This window comes from Methylibium petroleiphilum PM1 (assembly GCF_000015725.1).
Taxonomy (GTDB): Bacteria; Pseudomonadota; Gammaproteobacteria; order Burkholderiales; family Burkholderiaceae_C; genus Methylibium; species Methylibium petroleiphilum.
On the sequence record NC_008825.1, the window covers coordinates 486,297 to 510,379 of the forward strand.

The following is a 24,083-nucleotide window of genomic DNA, read 5'->3' on the forward strand; positions in this document are numbered from 1 at the left end:
ACGCTTCCCGGCCAGTTCGGGCGGTGCCGCGGGGCGGTCGCGCGTGCAGGCGACAATCCAGCGCATGAGTTCTGCTGCCCCGGACACCCTGACCCTGAGTCGGCCCGACGACTGGCACCTGCACGTGCGCGATGGCGCCGCGCTGGCGGCCGTCGTGCCGCACACCGCGCGACAGTTCGGCCGCGCGATCATCATGCCCAATCTCAAGCCGCCGGTCACCACTGCGGCCCAGGCGCTGGCCTACCGCGAGCGCATCCTCGCGGCTGTGCCGGCCGGCCTCGCGTTCGAGCCGCTGATGACGCTCTACCTGACCGACAACATGCCGCCCGAGGAGATCGGCCGCGCGAAGGCGGCCGGCGTCGTGGCCGTCAAGCTCTACCCGGCGGGCGCCACCACCAACAGCGATGCCGGCGTGACCGACCTGCGCAAGACCCAGGCCACGCTCGAGGCGATGCAGCGCGAGGGCCTGCCTCTGCTGGTGCACGGCGAGGTCACCGATGCCGAGATCGACCTGTTCGACCGCGAGGCGGTGTTCATCGACCGCCAGCTGATCCCGCTGCGGCGCGACTTCCCGGCCCTGAAGATCGTGTTCGAGCACATCACCACCCGCGAGGCCGCGCAGTACGTGGCCGGGGCCGGGCCGCACACCGCGGCCACGATCACCGCCCACCACCTGCTCTACAACCGCAACGCCATCTTCACCGGCGGCATCCGGCCGCACTACTACTGCCTGCCGGTGCTCAAGCGCGAGCTGCATCGCGAGGCGCTGGTGGCCGCCGCCACCTCGGGCAGCGACCGCTATTTCCTCGGTACCGACAGCGCACCGCATCCGGCCCACCTGAAAGAGCACGCCAGCGGCTGTGCCGGCTGCTACACCGCGTTCAGTGCGCTGGAGCTGTATGCCGAGGCCTTCGACGCCGCCGGCGCGCTGGATCGGCTGGAAGGCTTCGCCAGCGTCCACGGTCCGGCCTTCTACGGCCTGCCGCGCAACGCCGGCACGGTGACGCTGCGCCGGCAGGCCTGGACGCCACCCGAGACGCTGCCGTTCGGCGAAGCGACGCTCAAGCCGCTGCGCGGCGGCGAGTCGCTGGCCTGGCGGCAGGTCGAGTGAAGAACGCCGCATCCGCGGCCCAGGAGACGCCATGACGACCCCGACGATCCGCACCGCGCTGCTGGTCGATGCCGACAACGTGAAGGTCGAGCTGGTGGCCGAGGTCATCGAGCGACTGCAGGCGGCCGGCCGCGTGCTGCAGCACCGCCGCGCCTACGGCAGCGTGCAGAAGGCGACCGAGTTCGCGGCGCTGTCGCAGGATCACGCGATCCGTTTTCTGCCCAGCACCTTCGCCGGCCCCAACGCGACCGATCTCGCGCTGGCCATCGACGCGGTCGAGCTGGTGCTGCGCCAGCCGGTGGACGAGGTGGTGCTGGTGTCCTCGGACCGCGACTTCGCGCCGCTGATCGTGCGCCTGCGCGAGCTGGGCTGCCGCGTCGTCGGCTACGGCCAGCACGGCAAGACGGCCCAGGACGTGGAGCGCGACTACCTGCGCGTCTACGATGAATTCCATGTCCTCGGCGCGGCCCGGCCGGCTGCGCGCGGTACCGCTTCGAAGGCGGTCGCGAAGCCGCGGGTGGCGAAATCCGCTGCCCGCCCCGCGAAACCCGCCGTCGTGGCACCCCCCACGCCGCCGGCGTTCCCGGCCGAGGTCGAGGCCGTGCTGGACGCCTGCCCCGACCTGCGCCAAGGCCGGGCCATGCGGCTCAACGCCGCCGGCAAGGCGCTGCACGACAGTGGCGTGCTGAAGAAGAACGGCCGGCCGTCGGCGCTGTTCAAGCGGCTCGAGCCGCACTTCGAGATGCTGCCGGCCGACAAGCCGGAGCAGGTCCGGCTGCGGTCCTGATCACTCCGCCGGCAGGAAGCCCTCGATCGACAGATAGCGCTCGCCGGTGTCGTAGTTGAATCCCAGCACACGGCTGCCGGCCGGCAGCTCGGGCAGCTTCTGGGCGATCGCCGCCAGCGTGGCCCCGGACGAGATGCCCACCAGCAGGCCTTCGTCACGTGCCGAACGCCGCGCCATCTCGCGGGCCGCTTCCGCCTCGACCTGGATCACGCCGTCGAGCAGCGCGGTGTGCAGGTTGGTCGGCACGAAGCCGGCGCCGATGCCCTGGATCGGGTGCGGAGACGGCTTGCCGCCCGAGATGACCGGGGAGGCGCTCGGCTCCACCGCGAACACCTTGAGCTGCGGCCACTGCGCCTTCAGCACCTGCGCGCAGCCGGTGATGTGCCCGCCGGTGCCCACGCCGGTGATCAACGCGTCCAGGCCCTGCGGGAAGTCGGCCAGGATCTCCTGCGCCGTGGTGCGCACGTGCACGTCGATGTTGGCCGGGTTGTCGAACTGCTGCGGCATCCACGAACCGGGTGTCGCGGCGATCAGTTCCTGGGCCTTGGCGATCGCGCCCTTCATGCCCTGCTCGCGCGGCGTCAGCACGAAGCTCGCGCCGTAGGCCAGCATCAGGCGGCGGCGCTCCACGCTCATGCTGTCGGGCATCACCAGCACCAGCCGGTAGCCCTTGACCGCGGCCACCATCGCCAGGCCGACGCCGGTGTTGCCAGAGGTCGGCTCGATGATCGTGCCGCCGCTGCGCAGCCGGCCGTCGCGTTCGGCCGCCTCGACCATCGACAGCGCGATGCGGTCCTTGATCGAGCCGCCGGGGTTGCTGCGCTCGGACTTGATCCACACCTCGTGCCCGGCGCCGAACAACCGCTGCATGCGGATGTGCGGGGTGCTGCCGATGGTGTCGAGGACGGTGTTGGCTTTCATAGGGTCTCCTCAGCGTTGGGCGGACGGTGCTCGCGGCTGCAACGATAATCCATCGGTGAAGTGGGCCAGACCGCCGCTGGCACACCGGCCGAAAGGCCGTGCTGGAGGAAGGTCCGGACTGCACAGGGCAGCGCAGCAGCCAACGGCTGTCCACCGCAAGGTGAGGATCAGAGCAACAGAGACGAGTCCGGGCGGCGTAGCCGTCCGGGGTGAAACGGGCAATCTCTGCGCGCAGCAACACCAAATAGGCCAGCGTCGATGTGGCTCCGCGGAGCTGGCGGGTAGGTGGCACCGAGCCGTTCCCGCGAGGGGCGGCCCAGAGGAATGGCGGTCACGGCCGCGACGCCGCAAGGCGCCGCGGCCGCACAGAATCCGGCCTATCGGCCCGCTTCACACTTATTCGTTCGACGCGCCGCGCGCCGGTACGGCGCGGCCACACTGGACCCGATGAACCCCGACGCCCAAACGCTCTGGCGCGCGCCCCTGTGGGCCCTGTCCGTGCTGCTTGCCTGCCTGGCCATGCTCGGGCCGTTCGCGATCGACACCTACCTGCCGGCCTTCACCGGCATCGCGGCATCGGTCGACGCGACGCCGCTGCAGATGCAGCAGACGCTGTCGATCTACCTGATCGGCTTCGCGGTGATGAGCCTGTTCCACGGCGCGCTGTCCGACAGCTTCGGTCGCCGGCCGGTGGTGCTGTGGGGTGTGGCGGTGTTCGCGGTCGCCTCGGCCGGCTGCGCGCTGTCGCAGACCATCGGCCAGCTGGTGTTCTTCCGGCTGCTGCAGGGCCTGTCCACCGGGGCCGGCATCGTGGTGTCGCGCGCGGTGATCCGCGACATGTTCCCGCCGGCCGACGCGCAGCGCGTGATGTCGCAGGTCACGATCTTCTTCGGTGCCGCGCCGGCCATCGCGCCCATCATCGGCGGGCTGCTGTTCGTGCACGCCGGCTGGCATGCGATCTTCTGGTTCCTCACCGCCGTGGGCGTGGCGCTGTGGATCGCCAACTGGAAGCTGTTGCCCGAGACGCTGCACCTCGGCGCGCGGCAGCCCTTCAAGGTGCGCCACCTGCTGCGCGGCTACTGGCAGATGGGCAGCAGCGGGCGCTTCGTGCTGCTTGCGCTGGCCAGCGGCATTCCGTTCAACGGCATGTTCCTCTACGTGCTGTCGGCGCCGGTGTTCGTGGGCGAGCACCTGGGCCTGGCGCCGCAGCAGTTCTTCTGGTTCTTCCTGTTCACCATCGGCGGCATCATGGGCGGCGCCTGGTGGAGCGGGCGGCTGGCTGGCAAGCTGCCGCCGCAGCGCCAGATCCGCCGCGGCTTCCGCGTCATGGTCGCGGTGTCGATCGTCAACGTGATCGCCAACGCACTGATGCCGGCCCAGGCCTGGTGGGCGCTGCCGCTGATCGGCGTGTTCTCGTTCGGCTGGGCGCTGATGGTGCCGGTGGTCACGCTGATGGTCCTCGACCTGGTGCCGGAGCGGCGCGGCATGGCCTCGTCGATGCAGTCCTGCCTCGCGGCCAGCGCGAATGCGCTGGTGGCCGGGCTGCTGGCGCCGCTGGTGATGCACTCGACGCTGCTGCTGGCGCTGGCGTCGATGGGGCTGATGAGCATCGGGCTCGCATCCTGGCTGTGGGTCAGGTCGCGGCTGCCCACCGTGGCTTGACCCGCCCCGGTGCGGCGGGGCACGGCTTGCTCGCCGCAGGCATCATGCAGACCTGACTGTCTCGGCTCTCCCGCCATGCGCTACGAACACCTGCTCCAAGTCACCGACCCTGCCGACCCGCGGGTGCCGCCGATGAGCCGTGCCGAACTGTGGCGCGGCCTGCTGGTGCGTGTCGAATCGCCGCAGCAGTTCCCCCTCGGCCCCGACCGTTGCGAGGCTCGCGCCGGGGCCCACGCGCGCGAACGCCGGCGCAGCGTCCACTTCGGCGCACTGCGCTTCGAGGACACGGTGCAGCTCGAGCCCGAGCAGCGCATCGTCTTCACGCCCGAGCCGCACGAGGGCGCCGCGCCGGTCCGGCTCACCGTGACGATCGAGGAGCCGGCGCCCGGCGCGCTGTTCCTGCGCTTCGTCTACGAGACCGACGACGCGGGGTCCGCCGAGGAGAAGGCGCTGCAGGGCTACCGGCAGCAGGCCTGGCTGGAGCTCGACCGCGACATGCTGCGCACGCTGCGCGAATGGCAGACCCAGGGGCGGCTCGCCTGAAGCCCCCCGAGAGTTGCGCTGAGTTCATCTTTCACTTCCAGAGGGCTCCGCAAGTCCTTCTTTTAGAACGACATTTTCTTTTTTGTGCATCAGAAATCACGCCTAAGTGCTTGATTTCATTGAGATTTCCTTACATCTCTGGTTGACCCGCCCGAGGGGGTCCGCTAAAGTGGAGCAAAGTGCACTTTAGTGGGATTTCGTGGCAGAAATAGTCTTTCAGGGGGCTTCGGCGCTCGCGCTCGACGCAAAGGGGCGGCTGGCCGTCCCGGCGCGCCACCGCGATGTGCTGGGCGCGCTGGCCCAGGGCCGGCTCACGCTCACGAAGCATCCGGTCGGCTGCCTGCTGGTGTTTCCACGCCCGGCGTGGGAGGGCTTTCGCGACAAGGTCGCGGCGCTGCCGCTGCGCGCCGAGGGCTGGAAGCGCATCTTCCTCGGCAACGCGATGGACGTCGAGATCGACGCCAGCTCGCGCGTGCTGGTCTCGCCCGAACTGCGCCAGGCAGCGGGTCTGGTCAAGGACGTGATGCTGCTCGGCATGGGCAGCCATTTTGAACTCTGGGACGTCCAGCGCTACCAGGCCCACGAGGCCGAGGTGATGCAGCAGGGGCTGCCCGAGAGCCTGGGCGACTTCTCGTTCTGACGGCGATGAACCAGGGAGTCGGGCCTTGGCAGCACACCACCGTCCTGCTGCACGAGGCGGTCGATGCGCTCGTGCACTCGCCGGACGGCTACTACGTCGACGGCACCTACGGCCGCGGCGGGCACTCGCGGCTGATCCTGTCGAAGCTGTCCGCGGCGGGCCGCCTGCTGGCGATCGACCGCGACCCCGACGCGGTGGCGCACGCCACCTCGGGCGCGGCGCGGGTCACGGACCCGCGCTTCCACATCGAGCACGCGCCCTACAGCGAGCTGCCGGCGCTGCTGGCGGCGCGTGGCGTGTCACGCATTGACGGCCTGCTGCTGGACATCGGTGTGAGCTCGCCGCAGATCGACAACCCGGAGCGCGGCTTCAGCTTCCGCGCCAGCGGTCCGCTGGACATGCGCATGGACCCGACGCGTGGAGAGAGCGCGGCCGACTACCTGGCGCGCGCCGATGAACGCGAGATCGCGGCGGTGATCCGCGACTACGGCGAGGAACGCTTCGCGACCGCGATCGCCCGTGCGCTGGTGGCGCGCCGCCTGGCCGGCCGTCCGGTACGCACCACCGAGGAACTCGCGGAGCTGGTGGCGCAGGCGGTCAAGACCCGCGAGCCTGGGCAGAACCCGGCCACCCGCACCTTCCAGGCGCTGCGCATCTTCGTCAACGCCGAGCTGACGCAGCTCGAACAAGGCCTGGCGGCGGCACTCCAATGCCTGAAGCCGGGCGGCCGGCTGGTCGTGATCAGCTTCCACTCGCTCGAGGACCGCATCGTCAAGACCTTCATCGCGAGTCACAGCAAGGCGGTGGTCGACCGCCGGGCGCCGTTCGCGCCGCCGGCGCCGATGAGGCTGCGCGCGCTGGCGCGCCTGAAGCCCGGCGCCGACGAGGTGGCAGCCAATCCGCGCGCGCGCTCGGCCATCCTGCGCGTGGCCGAACGGACCGACGTGGGGATCGCCGCATGACACGCCTCAACATCGTGGTGCTGATCGCGCTGGTGTGCAGCTCGCTCTACCTCGTCAAGGTGTCCTACGAGTCGCGCCGTCTGTTCGCCGAACTCGATCGCGCGCAGGCCCAGGCGCTCAAGCTCGAGAGCGAGCACGACCGGCTGCTGGTCGATGCGCGTGCGCAGTCCACGCCGCTGCGTGTCGAGAAGGTCGCGCGCGAGCGACTCGGCATGCGCAGCGCCACACCGGCGGTCACCGAGTACGTGGTGGTGCCGGTGGCCGCTGCGCCGGCGCCTGATGTCGCGGAGCTGCGCCGATGAGCGCCTGGCGCGAATGGCTGGGCCGCCTCGGCCGGGGCGGTTCCCGCCGGCCCGGTGCACGCGCCGCCAGCGGTGCCGTGAGCGCGCGCAGCGTGCGCTACGCGAGCAGCCCGCTGCTGGCGTCGAAGACGCCGCCGTGGCGCTCCAAGTTCCTGGTCGCTCTGGTCGGTGCCGGCTTCCTGCTGCTGCTCGGCCGCGCGGTCTACGTGCAGGTGATCGGCACCGAGTTCTACCAGCAGCAGGGCGCGAGCCGCTACGCGCACAAGCTCGAGCTGCCGGCCAACCGCGGCCGCATCACCGACCGCGGTGGCGAACTGCTCGCCTCCAGCGTGGAGGCACCGACGCTGTGGGCCATCCCGCGCGACGTCACCGCCACCTCTGCCGAGAAGCGCCAGCTCGCCAGGCTGCTCGGCATGTCGGTCGGCGATCTGGAGAAGCGTCTGGCGGACAACCCGAACTTCGTCTACCTGCGCCGTCAGGTCGACGACTCGGTGGCGCTGCAGGTGCGCGCACTCAACCTCAAGGGCGTGCACCAGCTCACCGAGTACAAGCGGCGCTACCCGGCGGGCGAGGCGGCGGCCCACGTGGTGGGCTTCACCAACGTCGAGGACCGGGGGCAGGAGGGCATCGAACTCGCCTTCCAGTCCGACCTGGCCGGCCGCGACGGCAGTCGCCGCGTCATCAAGGACCGTCGCGGCCGCGTGGTCGAGGACATCGGCGAGCGCGTGCCACCGGTCGACGGTCGCGACATCGAGCTCGCGATCGACACCAAGGTGCAGTTCTTCGCCTACCAGCGCATCCGTGACGCGGTGGCCGAGCACAAGGCCAAGGCCGGCAGCGTGGTGGTGCTCGACGTGCAGAGCGGCGAGGTGCTGGCGCTGGCCAACTACCCGAGCTACACGCCGGGTGACCGCCGCAACCTCAGCGGAGCGCAGCTGCGCAACCGGGCGCTGACCGATACCTTCGAGCCCGGCTCGACCATGAAGCCCTTCATCATCGGCGAGGCACTGCAGGCCGGACGCGTGTCGCCCTCGACGGTGATCGACACCGCACCCGGCCGCATGAGCGTCACCGGCAGCACCATCAGCGACGCCCACCCGCACGGCGCGCTCACCGTCGAGCAGGTGATCCAGAAATCGAGCAACGTCGGCACCGTGAAGATCTCCCAGCTGCTCTCCGAGCGGGAGATGTGGGAGACCTTCAGCGCCATCGGCCTGGGCCAGAAGCCGCAGATCGACTTCCCCGGCGCCGTCACCGGCCGGCTGCGTCCCTACAAGACCTGGCGGCCGATCGAGAAGGCGACCATGAGCTACGGCTACGGCCTGTCGGCCAGCCTGTTCCAGCTCGCGCGCGCCTACACCGTGTTCGCGCGCGACGGGGAGCTCATCCCGGTCAGCATCACCCGCGCGCAGCAGCCCGGCGCCGGCGTGCGCGTGTTCTCGCCCGAGGTCGCGCGCGATGTGCGCCACATGCTGCAGATGGCGGCGGGCCCCGGCGGCACCGGCCCGAAGGCGCAGACCATCGGCTACTCGGTCGGCGGCAAGTCAGGCACCGCGCACAAGCAGGAAGGCAAGGGCTACGCCGACAAGAAGTACCGCGCCTGGTTCGTCGGCCTGGCGCCGATCGACAAGCCGCGCATCGTGGTCGCGGTGATGGTCGACGAGCCGAACGCCGGCAAGTACTTCGGCGGCGAGGTCGCCGCACCGGTGTTCAGCGAGGTGGTGCAGAAGACGCTGCATGCGATGGGTGTTTCGCCCGATCTCGACGTCAAGCCGCAGATCGTGGCGCGCCACGAGGACGCTGTGGAGGAGAGCTTCTGATGCTCACCGCGTTGCGTTCGCCCGCCGCCGCGGCCCGCTGGCTCCAGGAATGGACCACCGGCACGCTGCGCACCGACAGCCGCCTGGTGCAGCGCGGCGATGCCTTCATTGCCTGGCCCGGCCATGCCACCGATGGCCGCCGCTTCGTGAAGGCCGCGCTGGCCGCCGGTGCGGCGACCTGCCTGGTCGAGGCCGAGGGGGTGGACGCCCACGGCTTCGACGACGCACGCATCGGCGCGCTGCCCGGGCTCAAGGCCGCCACCGGTGCGATCGCCGACGCCTACTTCGGCCAGCCGTCGCAGCAGCTGCGGGTGGTGGCCACCACCGGCACCAACGGCAAGACCTCCACCGCGTGGTGGACCGCGCAGGCGCTGAGCCTGCTGGGCCGGCGCTGCGGCGTGGTCGGCACGCTCGGCATCGGCGAGCCGCCGCTGCCCGGCCGCGAGACGCACATCGACTTCACCGGCCTCACCACGCCCGACCCGGTCACGCTGCACGGCGGGCTGCGCCGCATGGCCGACGCCGGCTTCGAGGCCTGCGCGATCGAGGCCTCGTCGATCGGCATCGTCGAGCACCGGCTCGCGGCACTGCGCATCGAAGTGGCGCTGTTCACCAACTTCACCCGCGACCACCTCGACTACCACGGCAGCATGGACGCCTACTGGGCCGCCAAGCGCGTGCTGTTCGGCTGGCCCGGGCTGAAGGCCGCTGCGGTCAACCTCGACGATGCCCAGGGCGCCGAACTGGCACGCAGCCTGGCCGGGCACGTGCCCGAACTCTGGACCTATTCGCTCGAGCGCGACGACGTGCGGCTGCGCGCGCGCGACCTCGGCTATGTCGACGGCGGGCTCGCGTTCACGCTCTACGAGGGCGGCACTGCCCTGCCGGTGCGCAGCCGCCTGATCGGCGACTACAACGCCGCCAACCTGCTGGCCGTGATCGGCGGCCTGCGCGCGCTGGGCGTGCCGCTGGCCGACGCGGTGCGCGTGGTGCCGCAGCTCACGCCGGTGCCGGGCCGCATGCAGAAGGTGGACGGCGACGCGGGCGTCGCCCCGCAGCCGGAGGTGGTGGTCGACTACGCGCACACCCCCGACGCGCTGGAGAAGGCGCTCGGTGCGCTGCGTCCGCTGGCCGCGGCGCGCGGCGGCCGGTTGCTGTGCGTGTTCGGCTGCGGCGGCAACCGCGACGCCAGCAAGCGCCCGCTGATGGCCGCGGTCGCCGAGCGACTGGCCGACCGCGTGATCGCGACCAGCGACAACCCGCGCGACGAGGCGCCGGCGGCGATCCTGGTCGATGTCGCCGCAGGCTTCGCGGCGCCGGCCGCCGTCGAGATGATCGAAGACCGCCGCGCGGCGATCGCCCGCGCGATCGGCAGCGCCGAGGCCCGCGACGTGCTGCTGATCGCCGGCAAGGGCCACGAGGACTACCAGGAGATCGCCGGCGTCAAGCAGCCGTTCTCCGATGTGGCCGAGGCGCGGCAGGCGCTGGCGGCGCGCGGGTTGGCGTCATGAGCGTGATGATGGACTTGCGGTTGGCGCATGCGCTGCTGCCGGGCTCGACGCTCGTCGGCGACCCGGCCACGCCGCTGTTGCGCGTGCACAGCGATACCCGCACGCTGCGCGCCGGTGACCTGTTCGTTGCGCTCAAGGGCGAGCGCTTCGACGCGCACGACTTCCTGCCGCAGGCGCGTGCCGCCGGCGCAGTGGCGGCGATCGCCGAGCACGGCCTCGCCGAGGCCGGCCTGGCCGGGCTGCACGTGGCCGACAGCCGCGCCGCGCTCGGCACGCTGGGCGCGAACTGGCGCGCCCGCATGAGCCTGCCGCTGATCGCTGTGACCGGCAGCAACGGCAAGACCACCGTCACGCAGATGATCGCGAGCATCCTGCGCGCCTGGGTCGGCGACGCGGCATTCGCGACCGAGGGCAACTTCAACAACGACATCGGCGTGCCGCTCACGCTGCTGCGGTTGCGCCAGGACGCCGACACCTGGCACCGCGCGGCGGTCGTCGAGCTGGGCATGAACCACGTCGGCGAGATCGCCCAGCTCGCGCGCATGGCCGCGCCGACGGTCGCGCTGGTCAACAACGCCCAGCGCGAGCACCAGGAATTCATGGCCAGCGTCGAGGCGGTGGCCCGCGAGAACGGCGCGGTGATCGAGGTGCTGGGTGCCAACGGCACGGCGGTCTTCCCGTCCGACGACGCGCATGCCGCGGTATGGCAGGCGCTGGCCGGCACGCGGCCGACGTTGACGTTCTCGCTCGAAGGTCCGTCCGACTTGGTGGCCGAGGCGGTGTGGAGCGGCGACCATTGGGCGGCGGTGCTGCACACGCCGGCCGGCGCCACCGCGATCCGCCTGCGCGTGGCCGGCTGGCACAACGTGAAGAACGCGCTCGCCGCGACCGCCTGCGCCCTGGCGGCGGGCTGCCCGCTGGAGGCGGTGGCGCGTGGCCTCGAGGCCTTCGAGCCGGTGAAGGGCCGCTCGCAGGTCAAGGCCCTGCAGCGCGGCGGCCGCGCGGTGACGCTGGTGGACGACAGCTACAACGCCAACCCCGACTCGGTGCGCGCGGCGATCGACGTGCTGGCCACGCTGCCCGGCCCGCGCTGGCTGGTGCTGGGCGACATGGGCGAGGTCGGCGACCAGGGCCCGGCCTTCCACGCCGAGGTCGGCCGCTATGCGGCCGCTTGCGGCATCGACGCGCTGTGGACCGCCGGCGCCGCCAGCGCCGCCGCCGCCGCCGCCTTCGGCCCGGCCGCACGGGCCCACGCGAGCGTGGCCGAGCTGATCGCGGCGCTGGGGCCGGACACGCACGCCGCCCCGGAGGCCGCGTCCATCGTCGTCAAGGGCTCGCGCTTCATGAAGATGGAGCAGGTGATCGCCGCGCTGCAGGCCGCTGGCGCCGCATCGCCCACCCCGCACTGAACCGAAGGCACCGCAACTTCATGCTGATCTCCTTGTCGCAATGGCTGCAACTGCTCTACCCCGAGCAGCTCGGTTTCCTGCGCGTGTTTCAGTACCTCACCTTCCGCGCCGTGATGGCGGCGATGACGGCCCTGCTGATCGGCCTGGCGCTCGGCCCGATCGTGATCCGGCGGCTCACCGAGCTGAAGATCGGCCAGCCGATCCGCGAGTACGGCGTCGCCGAGCACATGGTGAAGCAGGGCACGCCGACGATGGGCGGCGCGCTGATCCTGCTGGCCATCGCGATCAGCACGCTGCTGTGGTTCGACTGGAGCAACCGCTTCGTCTGGATCGTGATGATCGTGACCTTCGGCTTCGGCGCGATCGGCTGGGTCGACGACTGGCGCAAGGTGGTCGACAAGAACCCCGAGGGCATGCGCTCGCGCGAGAAATACTTCTGGCAGTCGCTGATCGGGCTGGTGGCCGCGCTCTACCTGGCGTTCAGCGTGTCCGAGACCTCGAACCTGCGCGTGCTGGAGCTGTTCATCCGCTGGGTGCAGAGCGGCTTCTCGAACGACCTGCCGCCCAAGGCCGACCTGATCGTGCCCTTCTTCAAGAGCATCAGCTACCCGCTGGGCGTGTTCGGCTTCATCTTCCTGACCTACGTGGTGATCGTGGGCAGCAGCAACGCGGTCAACCTGACCGACGGCCTCGACGGGCTGGCGATCATGCCGGTGGTGATGGTGGGCTCGGCGCTCGGCATCTTCGCCTACGCGACCGGCAGCTCGGTGTACGCCAACTACCTGCTGCTGCCGCACATTCCCGGCGCCGGCGAGCTGATGATCTTCTGCGCCGCGATGGCCGGCGCGGGGCTGGCCTTCCTGTGGTTCAACGCCTACCCGGCGCAGGTGTTCATGGGCGACGTGGGCGCGCTCGCGCTCGGCGGCGCGCTCGGCACCATCGCGGTCATCGTGCGCCAGGAGGTGGTGCTGGCGATCATGGGCGGCATCTTCGTGCTCGAGGCGCTGTCGGTGATGGCGCAGGTCACCTGGTTCAAGTACACGAAGCGGCGCTACGGCGCCGGGCGGCGCATCCTGCTGATGGCGCCGCTGCATCACCACTTCGAGAAGTCGGGCTGGAAGGAGACGCAGGTCGTCGTGCGCTTCTGGATCATCACCATGCTGCTGTGCCTGGTCGGGCTGTCCAGCCTGAAGCTGCGCTGAACCGACGCCCATGAAACCTCTGGACCACCAGACCGTGCTCATGCTGGGCCTCGGCGACTCGGGCCTCGCGATGGCGCAGTGGTGCGCGCGCCAGGGCGCCGCGGTGCGCGTGGCCGACAGCCGCGAGGCGCCGCCGCAGGCCGCAGCGTTGGCCCAGGCGCTGCCGGGCGCGACGCTGCACCACGGTTTCGACGCTGGCCTGCTGGACGGCGTGCAGCGCGTGCTGAAGAGCCCGGGCCTGTCGCCGCTGGACCCGGTGCTGGCGCCGCTGCTGGCGCGCGCGGCCGAGCTTGGCGTACCCGTCGAGGGCGAGCTCGACCTGTTCGCGCAGGCCCTGGCCGGGCTGAAGGCCGAACGCGGCTACGCACCCAAGGTGATCGCCATCACCGGCACCAACGGCAAGACCACCACCACGGTGATGTGCGGCCAGCTGATCGAACGCAGCGGATTGCGCGTGGCGGTGGCCGGCAACGTGGGCCCGACGATGCTGGGCACGCTGGCGGCGGCGCTGGAGCAGGAAGGTGAACCGGAATGCCCCTCACCCCAGCCCTCTCCCGCCCCAGGGGGAGAGGGAGACGAACCGCCGGCTCCCACTCCGATCTCAGCGGGAGAGAGCGGGGGTGAGGGCCTTCCCGTGTCCGAACCTGCCGACGACGACGAAGCCCCGCTGCAGCTCGCCCCGCCGCCGCCCGCGGCGCCGGTGTTCGGGCACCTTCCCGAGGCCTGGGTGCTGGAGCTGTCGAGCTTCCAGCTCGACGGCGTGCGCGGCTTCGTGCCGGACGCCGCGGTGGTGCTGAACATCACGCAGGACCACCTCGACTGGCACGGCTCGATGCCGGCCTATGCCGCGGCGAAGGCGCGCATCTACGGCCCGGCCGACGCCTGGGGCTGCACGATGGTGGTCAACCGCGACGACGTGCAGGTCGAGGCCATGGTCCCGGCGCCATTGCCGCAGAAAGGCCGCTTCGCGAAGCCGCTGGCGCGCAAGGTGGTCCGCTTCGGGCTCGACGCGCCGCAGCGCCCCGGCGACTACGGGCTGGTGGTCGAGAACGGCATGGCCTGGCTGGTGCGCGCGCTGGAGGCCGACGAGACGATCAAGCGCCGCAAGGGCGACACCGAGGACGAGGAGATCCACCTGCAGCGCCTGATGCCGGCCGACGCGCTGCGCATCCGCGGCCGCCACAACGCCGCCAACGCGCTGGCCGCGCTGGCGCTGGCCACCGCCATCGGCCGGCCGCTGGCGCCGATGCTGCACGGCCTGCGCGAGTACGGCGGCGAGCCGCACCGCGTGGCTTTCGTCGCCACGGTCGGGGGCGTCGAGGCCTACGACGACAGCAAGGGCACCAACGTCGGCGCCACGGTGGCCGCGCTCGAGGGTCTGGGCGCCGACAAGACGCCGGCCAAGCTGGTGGTGATCCTCGGCGGCGACGGCAAGGGCCAGGACTTCACGCCGCTGGTCGCGCCGGTGGCGCGCCATGTGCGCGCGGTGGCGCTGATCGGCCGCGATGCGCCGGCGATCGAGGCGGTGCTCGCGGCCGGCAGTGTGCCGCTGGCGCGGCACGACACGCTGCAGACCGCCACCCGCTGGTGCTTCGAGCAGGCGCGCGCCGGCGATGCCGTGCTGCTGAGCCCGGCCTGCGCCAGCCTGGACATGTTCCGCAACTACGCGCAGCGCGCCGAGGTGTTCTGCGACACCGTGCGCGAGCTGGCGTGCGAGCACGGGGAGACGGCATGAGCCGCGCCGCGTCGTCCGCCGCCGTCGGCGCCCGCCCGGGGCTGGCCGCGCTGAAGGAGCGCGCGGCGCGCTGGCTGGGCCGCGGTGCGGGCAGCGAGACACTGCCGATCCGCGACTGGGTCAGCGTGTCCAACGGCCAGCCGGCGCGCCTGCTGGGCTTCGACCAGATGATGGTCTGCGTGGTGATCGCGCTGCTCGCGCTCGGCCTGGTGATGGTCTATTCGACCTCGATCGCGCTGCCGGACGACCCGCGCACCGCGCGCGTCGCGCCCACCCACCACTACCTGATGGTGCGCCATGCCTTCGGCCTGTTGATCGCGCTGGGCGCCTCGCTCGCGGTGGTGCAGGTGCCGCTGCGGCTGTGGGAGCGCTGGGCGCCGTGGCTGTTCGTCGCCGCGCTGGTGCTGCTGGTGCTGGTGCTCATCCCGCACATCGGGCGCGCCAGCAAGGGCGCGCGGCGCTGGATCCCGCTGGGTTTCATGAGCTTCCAGCCCAGCGAACTGGCCAAGCTGGGCATCGCCATGTATGCCGCCAGCTACATGGTGCGCAAGATGGAGATCAAGGAGCACTTCACGCGCGCCGTGGCGCCGATGGCGGCCGCGCTCGCGGTGATCGGCGTGCTGCTGCTGGCCGAGCCCGACATGGGCGCGTTCATCGTCATCGCAGCCATCGCGATGGGCATCCTGTTCCTCGGTGGCGTGAACGGCCGCATGTTCCTGCTCAGCATCGCGGTGCTGCTGGGCGCCTTCGTGTCGATGATCATCGCGAGCCCCTGGCGGGCCGAACGTATCCTGGCGTTTCTCAGCCCCTGGGACCCGCTGTACGCGCAGGGCAAGGGCTACCAGCTCACGCACTCGCTGATCGCGCTGGGCCGCGGCGAGATCTTCGGCCAGGGCCTGGGCTCCAGCGTCGAGAAGCTGCACTACCTGCCGGAGGCGCACACCGACTTCCTGCTGGCGGTGATCGGCGAGGAGCTGGGCTTCGTCGGCGTGGCGCTGGTGATCGCCGCCTTCTTCTGGCTCACGCGCCGCATCTTCCACATCGGCCGCCAGGCGATCGCGCTCGACCGCGTGTTCTCCGGCCTGCTGGCGCAGGGCATCGGCATCTGGATGGGCGGTCAGGCCTTCATCAACATGGGCGTGAACCTCGGCGTGCTGCCGACCAAGGGTCTGACGCTGCCGCTGATGAGCTACGGCGGCTCGGCGATCCTGATGAACTGCGTGGCGTTGGCGATCGTGTTGCGGGTCGATATCGAGAACCGGCAGCTCATGCGGGGAGGGCGCGCGTGAGCGGCGCTTTCATCCAGGGCATGGCTGAGGCTATCGGCTTGGTGCAGTGCCGTGCGCGGCAGCCCGCCGGGTCTCGCCCCGGCGCGGTGCCGTCCGCAGGCGCGGGAGTCACGCCATGACTCAACGCCACCTCGTCGTCATGGCCGCCGGCACCGGCGGCCACATCATTCCCGGTCTGGCCGTCGCCCAGGAGATGCAGCACCGCGGCTGGACCGTCAGCTGGCTCGGCACCGAGCAGGGCATGGAGAACCGCCTCGTGCCGCCGGCCGCCGAGTCGGGCATCGAGATGGACACCATCGCCTTCAGCGGGCTGCGCGGCAAGGGCCTGCTGCACACGCTGACCGGCGGCCTGCGGCTGCTGGGCGCGTTCGCGGCCTGCGCGAAGATCCTGCGCCGCCGCGCCACCACCGCGGTGCTGGGCATGGGTGGTTACGTGTGCTTCCCGGGCGGGCTGATGGCCTCGCTGCTGGGCAAGCCGCTGATCCTGGTCAATGCCGATGCGGCGCTGCTGATGAGCAACCGCGCGCTGAAGCCGGTGGCCGACCGCATCGCCTTCGGCTTCGACGGCGCCGCGGCAGCCACCACGAGGCAGGCGGTCGTCACCGGCAATCCGGTGCGTGCCGAGATCGAGACACTGCCCGAGCCGCCGGTGCGCTACGCCGGGCGCGAGGGACCGCTGCGCGTGCTGGTGGTCGGGGGCAGCCTGGGGGCGCGCGTGCTCAACGAGACCCTGCCGCAGGCGTTGGCCCTGCTGGCGCCCGCGGAACGGCCGCGCGTGCTGCACCAGACCGGCCAGCTCAACCGCGACGGCGTGAAGGAGGCCTATGCCGCCGTGGGCATCGACGACGGTGTCGAGGTGCTGGCCTTCATCGACGACATGGCCGCGCGGCTCGCGCACTGCGACGTGGTGATCTGCCGTGCCGGCGCAGTGACGGTCAGCGAGCTGTGTGCCGCCGGCGTGGCGAGTGTCCTGGTGCCGCTGATCGTGAGCACCACCTCGCACCAGCGCGACAACGCGCTCTACATGGCGCAGCACGGTGCGGCGATCCACCTGCCGCAGAGCGAGCTGACGCCGCAGGCGCTGGCCGAGCGGCTGCGCACGCTGGACCGGCCGCAGTTGCTGGGCATGGCCGAGAAGGCGCGTGCGCTGTCACGCCCGCGCGCCGCGGCCCGTGTGGCCGACGAGATCGAGCGTCTCGTGCGAAAGGACGGGCTGTGATGAACCTGCAGACACTTGCGCACGCGGGCCGAGCGCCGGGCCGCCCCAAGCCGGCCCGTATCCCCGCGGGGGATCGGCCGACGTACGCGTCGGACGAGGGGCTGTCATGAAGCACGCAGTCAAGCACATCCACTTCGTCGGCATCGGCGGCGCCGGCATGAGCGGCATCGCCGAGATCCTGCACAACCTGGGCTACCGGGTGTCGGGCTCCGACCAGAGCGACGGCGCGACGACGCGGCGGCTGGCCTCGCTGGGCATCCGCGTGGCGATCGGCCACGACGCTGCGCACATCGCCGGCGCCGAGGCGGTGGTCACGTCCACCGCGGTGAAGGGAGACAACCCCGAGGTGATCGCGGCGCGGTCCCGGCGCGTGCCGGTGGTGCCGCGCGCGGTGATGCTGGCCGAGCTGATGCGCCTGAAGCAGGGCATCGCGATCGCCGGCACGCACGGCAAGACCACCACCACCTCGCTGGTCGCCAGCGTGCTGGCCGAAGCCGGGCTGGACCCGACCTTCGTGATCGGCGGTCGGCTCAACAGCGCCGGCGCGAACTCGCGGCTCGGCGCCGGCGACTACATCGTGGTCGAGGCGGACGAGTCGGACGCCTCGTTCCTGAACCTGCTGCCGGTGCTGAGCGTCGTGACCAACATCGACGCCGACCACATGGACACCTACGGCCACGACCTCGGCCGACTGAAGCACGCCTTCCTCGAATTCCTCCACCGCATGCCGTTCTACGGCGCGGCCATCATCTGCGGCGACGACCCCGGCGTGCGTTCCATCATCCCGATGATCTCGCGGCCCGTGGTGAGCTACGGCTTCGGCGAGGATGCGCAGATCCGCGCGGTCGACGTGCTGGCGCTGCCGGGGGGGCAGATGCGCTTCACCGCGCAGCGCCGCAACGGCGTGGTGATGCCCGACCTGCCGATCACGCTCAACCTGCCGGGCCGGCACAACGTGCTCAACGCGCTGGCGGTCATCGCGGTGGCGGCCGAGCTGGAGCTGCCCGATGCGCCGGTGCAGAAGGCGCTGGCCGCCTTCGACGGCGTGGGCCGGCGCTTCCAGCGCTACGGCGAGCTGCCGACGCCGGCCGGTGGTCGCTTCACGCTGATCGACGACTACGGCCACCACCCGGTGGAGATGGCCGCGGTGATCGCCGCGGCGCGCGGTGCCTTCCCGGGGCGCCGCCTGGTGATCGCCTTCCAGCCGCACCGCTATACCCGCACGCGCGACTGTTTCGAGGACTTCGTCAAGGTGATGGGTGGCGCAGACGCGGTGCTGCTGGGCGAGGTCTACGCCGCCGGCGAAGCGCCGATCGTGGCGGCCGACGGGCGCGCGCTGGCGCGCGCGCTGCGGGTCGGCGGCAAGCTCGAACCGGTGTTCGTGGACGAGATCGCGGCGATGCCGCAGGCCATCGCCGACAACGTGCAGGACGGCGATGTGGTGATCACCATGGGGGCGGGCTCGATCGGCGCCGTGCCCGGCCAGGTGGTCGAACTGTTGGGAGCCCACGCATGAGCGCCACCCCCGATCCCCGGTCCTTCGGCAAGGTCGCCGTGCTGATGGGCGGCACCTCGGCCGAACGCGACATCTCGCTGATGTCCGGCGGCGGCGTGCTGAAGGCGCTGCAGGACGCCGGCGTCGACGCCCACGCCTTCGATCCGAAGGATCACGAACTGGTCGAGCTGCGGCGCCAGGGCTTCCAGCGCTGCTTCATTGCGCTGCACGGTCGGCACGGCGAGGACGGCACGGTGCAGGGCGCGCTGGAGCTGCTGCGCATTCCGTACACCGGTTCGGGCGTGATGGCGAGCGCCATCGCGATGGACAAGATCATGACCAAGCGCGTGTGGCTCGCCGAAGGGCTGCCGACGCCACGCTACGTGCGGCTCGCGCCCGACGAGCAGACGCCCGAGCGGGTGCGCGGCGTGCCCGACGACCTGGGCCTGCCGTTGATCGTGAAGCCGCCGCGCGAGGGCTCGTCGATCGGCGTCACCAAGGTGCTCGGCTATTCGCAGATGCAGGACGCGGTGGCGCTGTCGGCCCGCCACGATCCCGACGTGCTGTGCGAGGAGTTCATCGACGGCGCCGAGGTGACCTGCCCGGTGCTGGGCGAGGGCGCGAATGCGCGCGCGCTGCCGGTGATCCGCATCGTGCCGCCCGAGGCCGGCTACGACTACCAGAACAAGTACTTCACCGACGAGGTGAAGTACCTCTGTCCGAGCGGCCTGCCGGCGGACGAGGAGGCCGAGATCCAGCGCATCGTGCTGGCCGCCTACCGAGCGCTGGGCTGCCGCGGCTGGGGCCGGGCCGACCTGATGATCCGCGCCAGCGATCGCAAGCCCTTCCTGCTGGAGATGAACACCTCGCCGGGCATGACCGGCCATTCGCTGGTGCCGATGTCGGCCAAGGCCGCAGGCCTCGGCTACGAGCAGCTGTGCCTGCACATCCTGCAGGGAGCGGCGCTCGACGCCTGAGCCCCTCATGGCCCGCAGACCCCGCCTCCCCGCGAAGCCGCAGCCGCTGCCGGCCGATGTGCGCCTGATGCGCACCGGCGCCAGCGTGCTGTTCGCGTTCGCGCTGCTGGCCTTCATCGGGCTGCTGCTGACCTGGGCGCTGCGCGCGCCGCTGTTCACGCTGCGCGGCGTTCGCGTGGAGGGCGAGGTGGCGCGCAACAGCGTGACCACGATCCGCGCCAATGCGATGCCCAAGCTGAGCGGCAACTTCTTCAGCCTCGATCTCGCGCAGGCCCAGGAGGCCTTCCAGTCCGTGCCCTGGGTGCGGCGGGCCGCGGTGCAGCGGGTGTGGCCGAACCGGCTGGCGGTGCGCCTCGAAGAACACCACGTCGCCGCATGGTGGCACCAGGAGGACGGCGACGACAAGCTCGTCAACGTGCAGGGGGAGGTGTTCGAGGCGAACCCGGGCGACGTCGAGGACGAGAACCTGCCGGTGCTGCAGGGGCCGGAGGGCAGTTCGGCGTCGATGCTCGCGATGTACCGGCGGCTGGTGCCGGCGTTCGAGGCCATCGGCGCGAGCATCGAGACGCTGGCGATGAGCGCGCGCGGTTCCTGGCGAGCCGAGCTGGACAGCGGCGCGCAGGTCGAGCTCGGCCGCGGCGGCGAGGACGAGGTGATGGCGCGGGTGCAGGCCTTCGTGGGCACCGTGCCGCAGCTGACGGCGCGCTACGAGCGCCCGCTGGCGTATGCAGACCTGCGCCACGCCGACGGCTACGCGCTGCGGCTCAAGGGCATCGGCACGGCGGCGCCGACGGCGGCGGCAGGCAGGAAATAGAAGGAAAAGGCGGGAAGCACATGGCCAAGGAATACAAGGATCTCGTCGTCGGGCTCGACATCGGCACCGCCAAGGTGATGGCGGTGGTGGCCGAGGTGCTGCCCGAGGGTGAGCTGCGCGTCGCCGGCATCGGCACCGCGCCGGCCCATGGGCTCAAGCGCGGCGTGGTGGTGAACATCGACGCGACGGTCCAGTCCATCCAGCAGGCCTTGAAGGAGGCCGAGATGATGGCCGACTGCAAGATCACGCGCGTCTACACCGGCATCACCGGCAGCCACATCCGCGGCCAGAACTCCACCGGCATGGTGATCGTGCGCGACAAGGAGGTCACGCCGGTCGACGTGGCGCGCGTGATCGAGACCGCCAAGGCGATCAACATCCCGAACGACCAGCGCATGCTGCTGGTCGAGGCGCAGGAGTTCGTGATCGACGGCCACGAGGTCAAGGAGCCGATCGGCATGAGCGGCGGCCGCCTCGAGGTCAAGGTGCACATCGTGACCGGCGCGCAGAGCGCGGCCGAGAACATCATCAAGTGCGTGCGCCGCTGCGGGCTGGAAGTGGACATGCTGGTACTCAACCCCAGCGCGTCCAGCCACGCGGTGCTGACCGACGACGAGAAGGACCTGGGCGTCGCGCTGGTCGACATCGGCGCCGGCACGACCGACGTGTCGATCTTCACCGACGGCTCGGTGCGCCACACCGCGGTGATCCCGATCGCCGGCGACCTGATCACCAGCGACATCGCGATGGCGCTGCGCACGCCGACCAAGGACGCCGAGGAGATCAAGGTCGAGCACGGCGTGGCCAAGCAGCTGCTGGCCGATCCGAACGAGCAGGTCGAGGTGCCGGGGCTCGGCGACCGCGGCCCGCGCATGCTCAGCCGCCAGGCGCTGGCCGGCGTGATCGAGCCGCGCGTCGAGGAAATCTTCTCGCTGGTGCACCAGGTGATCCGCGAGAGCGGCTACGAGGAGCTGCTGTCCAGCGGCATCGTGCTCACCGGCGGCACCGCGGTGATGCCCGGCATGGTCGAGCTGGGCGAGGACATCTTTCTGAAGCCGGTGAGGAAGGGGCTGCCCACCTACGCCGGCGCACTGTCAGACATGGTGGCGAGCCCGCGCTCGGCCACCGTGATGGGCTTGCTCGAAGAGGCGAGGCTCGCGCGCACGCGCGGCATGAAGGCAGCGCAGCAGGCGGGGTCGGTCCAGACCCTGTTCGGCCGCGTCAAGGATTGGTTCATCGGGAATTTTTAGGGCGTCATCCAGCCCACGTTTTCAACCGGCAACTGCATCAGACGAAGGAGGTCCACCATGGCCATCGAGATGATTGAAGAATTCGAGCTCGGCACGAAGATCAAGGTGATCGGCGTGGGCGGCGGCGGCGGCAACGCTGTCGAGCACATGATCAACGAGGGCGTGCAGGGCGTGGAGTTCATCTGCGCGAACACCGACGCGCAGGCGCTGCACCGCTCCAAGGCCGACCAGCTCATCCAGCTCGGGAGCACCGGCCTGGGCGCGGGCTCCAAGCCGGCCGCCGGCAAGGCCGCGGCCGACGAAGCCGAGGGCCGCATCCGCGACGCGATCGCGGGCGCCAACATGATCTTCCTGACTGCCGGCATGGGCGGCGGCACCGGCACCGGCGCCGCGCCGGTGATCGCGCGCGTGGCCAAGGAGATGGGCATCCTGACGGTGGGCGTGGTGACCAAGCCCTTCGACTTCGAGGGCGGCCGGCGCATGAAGCAGGCCGAGGCCGGCCTGCAGGAGCTGGAAGCCAACGTCGACTCGCTGATCGTGGTGCTCAACGAGAAGTTGCTCGAGGTGCTGGGAGACGACGTGTCGCAGGACCAGGCCTTCAAGCAGGCCAACGACGTGCTGAAGAATGCCGTGGGCGGCATTGCCGACATCATCCACATCGATGCATCGATCAACGTCGACTTCGAGGACGTGAAGACGGTGATGAGCGAGCCCGGCAAGGCGATGATGGGCACCGCGATCGCGACCGGACCGGACCGCGCCAACAAGGCGGCCGACTCGGCGGTGGCCTGCCCGCTGCTCGAGGGCATCGACCTGTCGGGCGCGCGCGGTGTGCTGGTGCTGATCGCGGCGAGCCGCGCCAGCCTGAAGCTGAGCGAGAGCAAGAACGCGATGAACACCATCCGCCGTTACGCCGCGGAAGACGCCCACGTGATCTTCGGCGCCGCCTACGACGAGAGCCTGGGCGACCAGCTGCGCGTGACCGTGATCGCCACCGGACTCGCGCCGGCCCGCCGTGTGCAGGCGCCGATGACGGTGGTGCACAACGCCACGCTGCAGCGGACCGGCACCGACAACATCCCGGTGCTGAACCAGCCGCTGCACACGCAGGGCGGGCTGTCCGCCGCGCCGACCCAGCACGACTACGCCGGCATGCAGGTGCCGAGCGTGTGGCGCAGCGGGCGCACCCAGGCCGCGGCGAAGGTGGATGCGCTGGCGAGCAACGGCATGGACGAGATCGAGATCCCGGCGTTCCTGCGCAAGCAAGCCGATTGATGACGACCACCCCCGTTGCGCCTTCGGCGCTCCCCCTCGAGGGGGCGGCGCTGGCGGGCCGGCGGAGCCGGACCCGCGGCGCCTGCTGGGTGAAGGCAACGTGCGGTGGAAAGTTGCTAACGAGGTGATAGCGCGGCCCCGCAAGCCGGTCGGGGCTGCGCTTTTTACAATGACAGCATGCTGCAGCAACGCACCCTGAAGTCGATCACGCGCGCCGTCGGGGTGGGCGTGCACAGCGGGCAGCGGGTCGAGCTCACGCTGCGGCCGGCGGCGCCCGACACGGGCATCGTGTTCCGGCGTGTCGATCTGCCGAGCCCGGTGGACATCCCGGCACGCTTCGACGCGGTGTGCGATACGCGCATGGCCTCCAGCATTTCGCCCGGCGGCGACCCGGGCGGCCCGAAGGTGCAGACGATCGAGCACTTCATGTCGGCCTGCGCCGGGCTGGGCATCGACAACCTGCTGGCGGACATCACGGCCGACGAGATGCCCATCCTCGACGGTTCGGCCTCCAGCTTCGTGTTCCTGCTGCAGAACGCGGGCATCGAGCTGCAGAAGGCGCCCAAGCGCTTCATCCGCGTGCTGAAGACCGTGGAAGTTCGCGACGGCGAGGGGCCCGGTGCCAAGTGGGCCCGCCTCGAGCCCTATCACGGCTACAAGCTCGCGTTCGAGATCGTGTTCGACCACCCGGCGGTGAGCCAGACCGGCCAGCGCGTGGAGTTCGAGTTCGGCGAGGGTCAGTACCAGCGCGACATTGCGCGAGCGCGGACCTTCGGCTTCGCAAAGGACGTGGACGCGATGCGCGCGCGTGGCCTGACGCTGGGCGGCAGCATGGACAACGCGATCGTCGTCGACGACCACCGTGTGCTCAACGCCGACGGGCTGCGCTATGACGACGAGTTCGTGAAGCACAAGCTGCTCGACGCCATTGGCGACCTGCACATCGCCGGCCACGCGCTGCTGGCGAGCTACACCTCGTTCAAGGGCGGGCACGCGCTGAACAATACGCTGCTGCGTGCGCTGTTCGCCGATCCGACGGCCTACGAGATGACCACGTTCGCGCGCGAGGCCGATGCGCCGCGCGGCTTCGCCGAACTGCCGCCGGCCTGGTAGCCGCGGCGCCGGTCGGTCCGGCCGCCGTCCCGCTTAGACTGCCGCC

Annotated in this window: 21 protein-coding genes and 1 other RNA gene; 21 read left to right on the forward strand and 1 reads right to left on the reverse strand. The window is 70.9% G+C overall.

All coding sequences use genetic code 11. From position 1 onward, the window contains the following. Nucleotides 1-64: 64 nt before the first annotated feature. Both pyrC and MPE_RS02250 read left to right on the forward strand, forming a co-directional pair. Nucleotides 65-1,111, forward strand: coding sequence for a dihydroorotase (gene pyrC, locus MPE_RS02245; RefSeq protein WP_011828048.1), 1,047 nt, complete (start codon nt 65-67; stop codon nt 1,109-1,111). Nucleotides 1,112-1,142: 31 nt separating this feature from the next. Then, nucleotides 1,143-1,898 carry an NYN domain-containing protein gene (locus MPE_RS02250; RefSeq protein ID WP_011828049.1) on the forward strand — a complete coding sequence of 252 codons (756 nt, stop codon included), beginning with the start codon at nt 1,143-1,145 and terminating at the stop codon, nt 1,896-1,898. On the opposite strand, the gene cysK is transcribed toward MPE_RS02250, so the two are convergent. Next, nucleotides 1,899-2,819: a cysteine synthase A gene (gene cysK / locus MPE_RS02255; protein ID WP_011828050.1), complete on the reverse strand. Its 921-nt coding sequence runs from the start codon at nt 2,817-2,819 to the stop codon at nt 1,899-1,901. Between the two features lie 57 nt (nt 2,820-2,876). Here cysK and rnpB point away from each other — a divergent pair. The 19 genes from rnpB to lpxC all read left to right on the forward strand — a co-directional run bounded on the left by rnpB (nt 2,877) and on the right by lpxC (nt 24,037). After that, an RNA gene (gene rnpB, locus MPE_RS22930) (RNase P RNA component class A) lies at nt 2,877-3,215 on the forward strand. Between the two features lie 51 nt (nt 3,216-3,266). Beyond that, complete coding sequence (locus tag MPE_RS02260; protein WP_036231897.1) at nt 3,267-4,481, forward strand: multidrug effflux MFS transporter; 1,215 nt, start codon at nt 3,267-3,269, stop codon at nt 4,479-4,481. A 75-nt stretch (nt 4,482-4,556) separates the two neighbouring features. Then, nucleotides 4,557-5,024, forward strand: coding sequence for an SRPBCC family protein (locus MPE_RS02265; RefSeq protein WP_011828052.1), 468 nt, complete (start codon nt 4,557-4,559; stop codon nt 5,022-5,024). Nucleotides 5,025-5,223: 199 nt separating this feature from the next. Beyond that, nucleotides 5,224-5,664, forward strand: a complete 441-nt coding sequence (locus MPE_RS02270; protein WP_011828053.1) for a division/cell wall cluster transcriptional repressor MraZ — start codon at nt 5,224-5,226, stop codon at nt 5,662-5,664. 5 nt (nt 5,665-5,669) lie between these two features. Further along, the gene (gene rsmH / locus MPE_RS02275; protein ID WP_011828054.1) at nt 5,670-6,626 is read left to right on the forward strand and encodes a 16S rRNA (cytosine(1402)-N(4))-methyltransferase RsmH; all 957 of its coding nucleotides are present in this window, start codon (nt 5,670-5,672) and stop codon (nt 6,624-6,626) included. Continuing rightward, nucleotides 6,623-6,928 carry a cell division protein FtsL gene (gene ftsL, locus MPE_RS02280; protein WP_011828055.1) on the forward strand — a complete coding sequence of 102 codons (306 nt, stop codon included), beginning with the start codon at nt 6,623-6,625 and terminating at the stop codon, nt 6,926-6,928. Before rsmH ends, ftsL begins: the two co-directional genes overlap by 4 nt. Continuing rightward, nucleotides 6,925-8,748 (forward strand): peptidoglycan D,D-transpeptidase FtsI family protein, encoded by a 1,824-nt coding sequence (locus MPE_RS02285; protein ID WP_011828056.1) that lies wholly within the window; start codon nt 6,925-6,927, stop codon nt 8,746-8,748. The genes ftsL and MPE_RS02285 overlap by 4 nt, the downstream gene beginning before the upstream one ends. Continuing rightward, on the forward strand, nt 8,748-10,259 hold the full coding sequence (locus MPE_RS02290) for a UDP-N-acetylmuramoyl-L-alanyl-D-glutamate--2,6-diaminopimelate ligase (protein ID WP_011828057.1): 1,512 nt from the start codon (nt 8,748-8,750) through the stop codon (nt 10,257-10,259). The genes MPE_RS02285 and MPE_RS02290 overlap by 1 nt, the downstream gene beginning before the upstream one ends. Before the next feature lie 5 nt (nt 10,260-10,264). Then, entirely contained in the window at nt 10,265-11,668 is a 1,404-nt protein-coding gene (locus MPE_RS02295; RefSeq protein ID WP_148210998.1) for a UDP-N-acetylmuramoyl-tripeptide--D-alanyl-D-alanine ligase, read from the forward strand. A gap of 20 nt (nt 11,669-11,688) precedes the next feature. Then, a complete protein-coding gene (gene mraY / locus MPE_RS02300) occupies nt 11,689-12,870 on the forward strand; it encodes a phospho-N-acetylmuramoyl-pentapeptide-transferase (protein ID WP_011828059.1) in 1,182 nt (393 codons plus the stop codon). Nucleotides 12,871-12,880: 10 nt separating this feature from the next. Continuing rightward, nucleotides 12,881-14,605 carry a UDP-N-acetylmuramoyl-L-alanine--D-glutamate ligase gene (gene murD / locus MPE_RS02305; protein WP_011828060.1) on the forward strand — a complete coding sequence of 575 codons (1,725 nt, stop codon included), beginning with the start codon at nt 12,881-12,883 and terminating at the stop codon, nt 14,603-14,605. Beyond that, nucleotides 14,602-15,894 (forward strand): putative lipid II flippase FtsW, encoded by a 1,293-nt coding sequence (gene ftsW / locus MPE_RS02310; RefSeq protein WP_011828061.1) that lies wholly within the window; start codon nt 14,602-14,604, stop codon nt 15,892-15,894. Before murD ends, ftsW begins: the two co-directional genes overlap by 4 nt. 115 nt (nt 15,895-16,009) lie before the next feature. Next, nucleotides 16,010-17,113 (forward strand): undecaprenyldiphospho-muramoylpentapeptide beta-N-acetylglucosaminyltransferase, encoded by a 1,104-nt coding sequence (murG, locus tag MPE_RS02315; RefSeq protein WP_011828062.1) that lies wholly within the window; start codon nt 16,010-16,012, stop codon nt 17,111-17,113. Between the two features lie 106 nt (nt 17,114-17,219). Then, on the forward strand, nt 17,220-18,629 hold the full coding sequence (gene murC / locus MPE_RS02320; RefSeq protein ID WP_011828063.1) for a UDP-N-acetylmuramate--L-alanine ligase: 1,410 nt from the start codon (nt 17,220-17,222) through the stop codon (nt 18,627-18,629). Next, nucleotides 18,626-19,585, forward strand: a complete 960-nt coding sequence (locus MPE_RS02325) for a D-alanine--D-alanine ligase (RefSeq protein WP_011828064.1) — start codon at nt 18,626-18,628, stop codon at nt 19,583-19,585. The genes murC and MPE_RS02325 overlap by 4 nt, the downstream gene beginning before the upstream one ends. Before the next feature lie 7 nt (nt 19,586-19,592). After that, on the forward strand, nt 19,593-20,399 hold the full coding sequence (locus tag MPE_RS02330) for a cell division protein FtsQ/DivIB (protein ID WP_011828065.1): 807 nt from the start codon (nt 19,593-19,595) through the stop codon (nt 20,397-20,399). A gap of 20 nt (nt 20,400-20,419) precedes the next feature. Beyond that, nucleotides 20,420-21,649 carry a cell division protein FtsA gene (gene ftsA, locus MPE_RS02335; protein WP_011828066.1) on the forward strand — a complete coding sequence of 410 codons (1,230 nt, stop codon included), beginning with the start codon at nt 20,420-20,422 and terminating at the stop codon, nt 21,647-21,649. A gap of 57 nt (nt 21,650-21,706) precedes the next feature. After that, on the forward strand, nt 21,707-22,924 hold the full coding sequence (ftsZ, locus tag MPE_RS02340; RefSeq protein WP_011828067.1) for a cell division protein FtsZ: 1,218 nt from the start codon (nt 21,707-21,709) through the stop codon (nt 22,922-22,924). 177 nt (nt 22,925-23,101) lie between these two features. Next, nucleotides 23,102-24,037 (forward strand): UDP-3-O-acyl-N-acetylglucosamine deacetylase, encoded by a 936-nt coding sequence (lpxC, locus tag MPE_RS02345; protein ID WP_011828068.1) that lies wholly within the window; start codon nt 23,102-23,104, stop codon nt 24,035-24,037. Nucleotides 24,038-24,083: the final 46 nt, after the last annotated feature.